Source organism: Geodermatophilus chilensis, assembly GCF_002802985.1.
GTDB classification, from domain to species: domain Bacteria; phylum Actinomycetota; class Actinomycetes; order Mycobacteriales; family Geodermatophilaceae; genus Geodermatophilus; species Geodermatophilus chilensis.
The window spans coordinates 1-4,354 of the sequence record NZ_NVPT01000263.1 but is presented as its reverse complement, the minus strand read 5'-3'; the positions used below and the strand labels follow the sequence as shown (position 1 = coordinate 4,354).

Annotated in this window: 3 protein-coding genes and 2 pseudogenes; 3 read left to right on the top strand and 2 right to left on the bottom strand. The window is 70.4% G+C overall.

Features of this window, described 5'->3' with window-relative positions; translation table 11 throughout:
- The coding region (locus CNO22_RS25835; protein WP_198588614.1) for a transposase at positions 1-280 on the top strand (280 nt) is incomplete at its 5' end.
- Positions 281-335: 55 nt separating this feature from the next.
- Here the strand turns inward: CNO22_RS25835 and mobF are convergent.
- Positions 336-1,172: pseudogene (gene mobF / locus CNO22_RS25830) on the bottom strand (MobF family relaxase); the annotation flags it as partial.
- A gap of 594 nt (positions 1,173-1,766) precedes the next feature.
- Between mobF and CNO22_RS30310 the strand changes: the two are divergent.
- Positions 1,767-2,030 (top strand): annotated as a pseudogene (locus tag CNO22_RS30310) (rhodanese-like domain-containing protein); the annotation flags it as partial.
- 53 nt (positions 2,031-2,083) lie between these two features.
- Entirely contained in the window at positions 2,084-2,218 is a 135-nt protein-coding gene (locus CNO22_RS29875) for a rhodanese-like domain-containing protein (RefSeq protein ID WP_269799645.1), read from the top strand.
- Positions 2,219-3,174: 956 nt separating this feature from the next.
- Here CNO22_RS29875 and CNO22_RS28030 read toward each other — a convergent pair.
- The coding region (locus CNO22_RS28030; protein WP_232807363.1) for a nickel/cobalt transporter at positions 3,175-4,354 on the bottom strand (1,180 nt) is incomplete at its 5' end.

The window sequence follows — 4,354 nt, the reverse complement described above, 5'->3', positions numbered from 1 at the left end:
GCGGGCCTGGGAGGAGTTCACCCCATTCCTGGCCTTCGCTCCGGAGATCCGCAAGGTCATCTACACCACGAACCTGATCGAGTCGATCAACTTCCAGCTGCGCAAGGTGACCAAGGCCCGCGGCTCGTTCCCCACCGACGAGGCCGCCATGAAGCTGCTCTACCTGGCCATCCGCAACATCAGCGACCAGCGAGGAGGTGAAGCCGGCACCGGCAGCCACGGCTGGAAAACCGCCCTGAACGCCTTCGCCCTCCAGTTCCCCGACCGCCTACCCCTCTGACCAGCACTCACTACCGAACGGTCACGCCCGCTTACACAGAAGATTTGACAGGCCCGTCCGGGCGGCCCTCGGCCCACGCCCGCGCATCCCAGGCCCGCCGCAGCGCCGGCCCCGGGATCTGACCGGGGTGCGCGGCCGTCCACTCCTGTTCGTAGCGGTCCAGATTGCGCCCGATCTGCGCCGCCCGGGCGCTGAACGCACCCACGTACCCGGCCAGCTCCAGGATTTCTCCAGTGCCGTCGAGCGTGTATCCGTGCGCGGCCAGCGCGCCGCGGAAGTGCGGGTCGCTGGCGACGGCGGCGTGCCCGATCCCGTTGACCGCGGCGAGGAAGTCCCGCACGCCCACGGTGTGCAGCCCCCGCCATTCCCCGGCGGCGAACACCCGGGCGTTGACCTGCAGGTGCAGATGCCGGTGCGGATCACCGGCCCGTGAGGTGTGATGGCGCACCGTCACCGCCTCCAGCACCTCCACCGGAACCTGCACCTGCCCACCGCGCGGCCCCACCCGGGTGGTGGCGTGCTGCGAGAGCCAGCCGATGATCTGGGTCGCGGCGCGGTCCTGGGCGGCGTCGTAGGCGGCGGCGACGTCGGGGTGCAGCGCGGCGGCCAGCGACCAGGACTTCGGGCCGTTGACCACGACCTCGACGAACCGCACCGCCCGCTCGTCGGTCCGCAGTCGGCCGCGAGCCGTCCCGTTGGCCGGGTCCAGGCCGGCCACCCACGCCTCGTAGCCATCCCCGGCCAGCGCGGCAAGTTCCTGCACCGTGCCGCCGCCGGCGCAGTAGCGGCGCGCGATCCCGGGCCCCTCGGTCAGGTAGTAGTCATCGGCCCGGGCCCGGCTGGCCTCCACGTAGTGGCGGGCCGCCGCCGGAGCACCGGCGTAGATTTTCATTCCGCCATGCACTTATCAACGCCACCCAACAATGACAAACACGCCACCCCCAGAAACGGCAGTGGGCCCCGCGAAGCGGGGCCCGGACTGCCGCCATGGGTAGCATATGTGCCGTTCTTCAGTAAAGGCTTGGGGGTTTGTGGTAAGGGTTTACTGTTACGGGCGGCAAGTCGTCGTGGATGTCATTCCATTGGCTGTTTGTGGCAACCATCGACCGCATCCAGGATGCCGACTGCCGGGTCACCCATGATGACGTTCGCTACCGAAGGTGGCCGGGTCACCGTTCACGGACCAGCCGCCTGCGAAGCTGTGGCCTCGGTGTCGAGAGGCCGCCGGACGACACGGCTCGGCCAGCCGCGACGGAGTCCCGGTTGCCCTACCTGTCCGGGACGGCTCACCGGGCGGGTCTTGCGGGACGGCGGCCAAGGGCACGCGCTCTGTCCGGACGATGCTCCCGGTTGAGGTTCGGCTAGCGGGACGCCGCCGGCGGCGGGGGGGCCACTTGCGAGAGGTCGTCAGCGATCTCCCCCAGTTCACGGGTCAGTTGTTCAAGGGTGCGTTGCTGGTCGTGCACCCAGTTGCGGACCTGTTCGGCTGACAGGCCGGCGAGGAGCAGCTCGGCACGCAAGCCCGGATGCGAGGCACCGGCTTCTCGGAGCAGGTAGGTGCAGTGCTGACGCCAGAAGGCGTGAGCTCCGGTGCGGAGCCGAGAGCCCGGACAACCGCGACGAGCTTCGTGCGGCACTGGACGCCGGCAACCTCGTTCTCGTCGACGCGCTACCCGAGTCCTACTACGTCCAGCGACACCTTCCCGGCGCGCTCAATCTCGTCGCCGACGACGTCGAGGCCCGCGCCTCCGCCCTGCTACCCGACAAAGACCCAGCGATCTTCACCTACTGCTCCAACCGCGCATGCCCAACAGCGGTCAGGTCGCCGCCCGACTCGAGCAGCTCGGCTACACCAACGTCCGCAAGTACCCCGACGGCATCCAGGACTGGGGCGACGCCGGCCTGCCCACCGAGCAGGGTGCCCCAGCCCACTCCTGACCGCCCGTCGCGGCCGATCACGGCCTCGCCGCGCGTGCGGTTGGGGCGCCCCGACCGCCTGGGTTGATCGAAAGGATGCCGTTGTGGTCAGCGTCAGCCGGGAGACACCGGAGCAAATCGACCAGCGGTGGCATCGCCGCCGCCGACCGACACCGGCACAACCCCTCCTGTTCCGGTGTCCGTGCGATAACCGATCCTGGCGCCGGTGTTGGGACCACCGTTCGCTCGAGCGGGGCATCGCGGACATCACCCGCCGGCACATGGCGGTCAACGTCCGCAAGTTCCTGCTACAGGCACATTCCCTCGACGAGCTGGTCGCGCTCGGCACGCTCACCGCGTAGGCGGCTCGGTTCCTCGAGGCGGCCGTCGTCTCCAGGCTGAACGTGCTGGTCGCCGGAGGCACGCAGGCCGGGAAGACGACGCTGCACGAGCGGTCGGTCACGTCCAAGTGCCGGATTGAGGCCATCCTGCTTGACGAGGCCTCGGCGTCGCGAAGGGCTGCGTTTCTGCCGCCGCAGGAGATGTCGCTTCGGCGTCGCCGACAAGTGCATCGAGGTCGACATCCTCGCCGTCATCCTCTGCGCTGACGGTCGCACTCCACTCGAATCTGCTCAGGCCGCCCCATCCTGGAGCCTGGGTGGGGCCGTCGACACGAAAGGTTGTCCAGTCCGGGGTGGATCCGACAGCGTCGGCGATGACGCGGAGTTGCCCCCTGAGTTCGGCGCTCGCTTGCTCCCGGTCCTCGGTTAAAAGTGACGCAGCGGCTCTATAGAGCATCCGAGACTCCCCGTGGACTGGGCACACGACCCCGCTTCGACTGTGCCGGACGCCGCGGTCGCTGTCGGGTGGCCAACCGTCGGGGCGGTCCTGCGGGCGGCGGGTCTGGTGACGCTGAGGCGTGTCGGACGGCTCCCTCGGAACTGATGGAGGCGCCATTGATCCGGGGACTCATTTCGTCAGGCTCCGAGAACGACGCCCCGAGCGACCAGCGCCAGGCCGACCGTCAGCACCAACGCCGCGGTGACCAGTGGCGCGGTCCGAGCCATCCTGCGCAACACGGTTGAGGAGCCGGTCGCCGTCACCCGGCGAGCCAACCAGTCCCGCATCCGGACGAGGGTGAGCCCCACCGCGGTCAGCGTGGCAGCCATGCCCAGTCCGTAGGCCAGGACCAGGACGACGCCAAACACCGTCCGGCCGAGGCCCACCGAGGCGATCAGGACGACGAGCGCTGACGGGCTGGGAACCAGCCCCCCGGCGACGCCCATCCCCACGAGGCCGCTCCGCCCCGGACTGTGGCTGTGCCCGCCCGGGCCGTGGCTGTGCCGGCCCGGACCGTGGCTGTGCCTACCGGACCACCATGCACCCAGCCCGGCACCCCCCGGCTCGTGGTCGTGGTCGTAGTCGTCGTGACCGTGGTGGTGGTCGTGGTCGTGGTGATGGTCGTGACCGTCACCGTGGTCGTGGTCGTGGTCGTGGTCGTGGTCGTGGTCGTGACCGCGCGGATGGTCGTGACCGGCGTCGCGCACTGGCCCCTGAAGGCGGCCACCGATGCCGGCGCCGGCAAGGGCTGGGACGCCGACGGCGAGCGCCGGTTCGGGAAGCTCCCGGCCCGGGGGAAGGCCGTCGGACCGCCGGGTGCGCACGGCTCCGCGGAGCATGAGGGCGCCGATCGATGCGACGAGTAGGCCGCTGACGACCCCGAGCCAGCGCAGCACCTGGTCACCGGCGAACGAGCTGGACAGTGAGACGGCCAGCCCGAGGGCGAGCACGCCCACCGTGTGCGTGGCGGTCACCGTCGCACCGACGAGGACGGCGTCCCGCGGGCGGCCCCGCCGTCCGGCGAGGTAGGCGGCCATCACCGTCTTACCGTGCCCGGGCAGCAGCGCGTGCCCACATCCCAGCAGGACGGCGAGGCCGACGGCCAGCGCACCCACCAGAGGCGTCAGCCGCCCGTCACCGACCATCCCCTGCAGGCGTCGGTCGAGGGATGCCATCGCCGAGCCGATCGGATCGCTGGACGCCGGGGCCACCGCTGCTGCGCCTGCGGCGGTGTTCTCGCCGGGCTCCGTCGCCACCTCGAAGGAGCGCACGTCGAGCGGCGAGGCGAGCAGGTCCTCGGGGTATGTGCGCAGCTCG